Source organism: Rubrivirga sp. (genome assembly GCF_049648075.1).
In the GTDB taxonomy this organism is placed as follows: domain Bacteria; phylum Bacteroidota; class Rhodothermia; order Rhodothermales; family Rubricoccaceae; genus Rubrivirga.
Genome location: NZ_JBARYR010000540.1, coordinates 1 through 1,578, shown reverse-complemented (window position 1 = coordinate 1,578; position 1,578 = coordinate 1). Strand labels below are relative to the sequence as shown.

At 65.7% G+C, this 1,578-nt stretch carries 1 protein-coding gene; it reads right to left on the bottom strand.

What is annotated here, in order from left to right:
• A partial coding sequence (crtI, locus tag WBA11_RS15075) for a phytoene desaturase family protein (protein WP_424521485.1) occupies positions 1-1,568 on the bottom strand: 1,568 nt, incomplete at its 3' end.
• Between the last annotated feature and the right edge of the window lie 10 nt (positions 1,569-1,578).

Genomic DNA, 1,578 nt, shown 5'->3' with positions numbered 1-1,578 from the left:
ACCTCGCGCGCCGTCATCTTGGCCGACATCATCACCGACGGCGTCCCGCCGCCTGGCTGCGTCCCCTGCCCGACGAGGTAGAGGTTCGAGACGTCCTCGCTCCGGTTGTGCGGTCGGAAAAAGGCCGACTGGATCAGAACCGGCTCCACGCCGAATCCGTTGCCGACGTGCGAGCCCAGCGTCCCCTCGAAGTAGCCCGGCGTGACATAGCTCATCACCTCGAGGCGGGCCTTGAGGTCCGGGATGTAGCCGCGCTCGTCCAGGAACGTCAGCACCTTGTCCGCGAACCCGTCGCCGATGGCGTCCCAGTCGAGGTCGCTCTGGTTGTTCGGGACCGGGACGAGGGTGTAAGCCGCGTGGTAGCCCTCGGGCGCCAAGCTCGGGTCGGTCAGGGTCGGGATGTGGAGGTACTGGCTGAAGTCGTCGGCCAGGATCTTGCGGTCGAAGATGTCGGTCAGCAGTTCCTCGTAGCGCGGGCCGAGGATGATGTTGTGGTGCTGGAGGTCGGGGTCGCCATCGCGGCGTTGGTAGCCGAAGTAGATCACGAACAGCGACATCGACTGCTTGCGCAGCTTGACGAGCGCGTCGCGGTTGATCGTGCGGTGCTCCTTGTCGATCAGCTTGAGGTAGGTCGTCGCGTAGTCGGCGTTGGAGACCACGACGTCGGCCTCGAGGGCGGTGCCGTTGTGGAGCGTGACGCCGGTCGTGACGCGCTTTCGGCCCTGCTTCTCGACCTCGATGCGCTCGACCTTGGCGTTGTAGCGGATCTCGCCGCCCAGGTCCTCGAACTTGCGGACGAAACCGTCCACGAGCGAGCCGGTCCCGCCCATCGCGAAGTGGATGCCCCACGTCCGCTCGACGAAGTGGATCATGGCGTAGATCGCGGGCACCTTCTGCGGGTTGCCGCCGACGAGCAGGGGCTCGAAGGAGAACACCTGCCGCATCTTGTCGGACTTGAAGTACTTCTTGACGAACGAGAACAGCGGCCGGACGGCGTCGAGCCGGAACAGGTCGGCGGTCACGCCCAGCATCGACCGGACATTGCCGAAGTAGGTGTAGCCGAGCTCGAGGAAGCCGCGGTCGAAGATGGCCTTGGCCGCACGATGAAACTGTTCGTAGCCCTCGAGGTCTTCCGGCGCCAGGCGCTTGATCTGCTCGCGCAGCTTGACCGGGTCGGCGTCGTAGTCGAAGTAGGTCCCGTCGTCGAAGTAGATCCGGTAGAACGGCGTGATCGGGACGATCTCGACGTACTTCGAGGTCGCCGGACCGCCGCTAACGCCCTCCGTGATCCGGTCGGCCTCGTCGAGGGCGTCGGCGGGGAAGTCGGGCTCGCCGAGCATCGCATGGTCGCGCTCCAAGGCGAACAGCTCCTCGATAAAGTGGGGGACCGTCAGGACCGTCGGGCCCATGTCGAACACGAAGCCCTTGTCGCGGCGGACGTAGGCCCGGCCTCCGGGCGCGTCGAGCGCCTCGACGATGGTGGTGTCGAACCCCAGGCTTTGGAGCCGGATCGCGCACGCGAGCCCTCCGATTCCGGATCCGATGACGATGGCTGACTTTCTGTTCATGGCGTCGAGG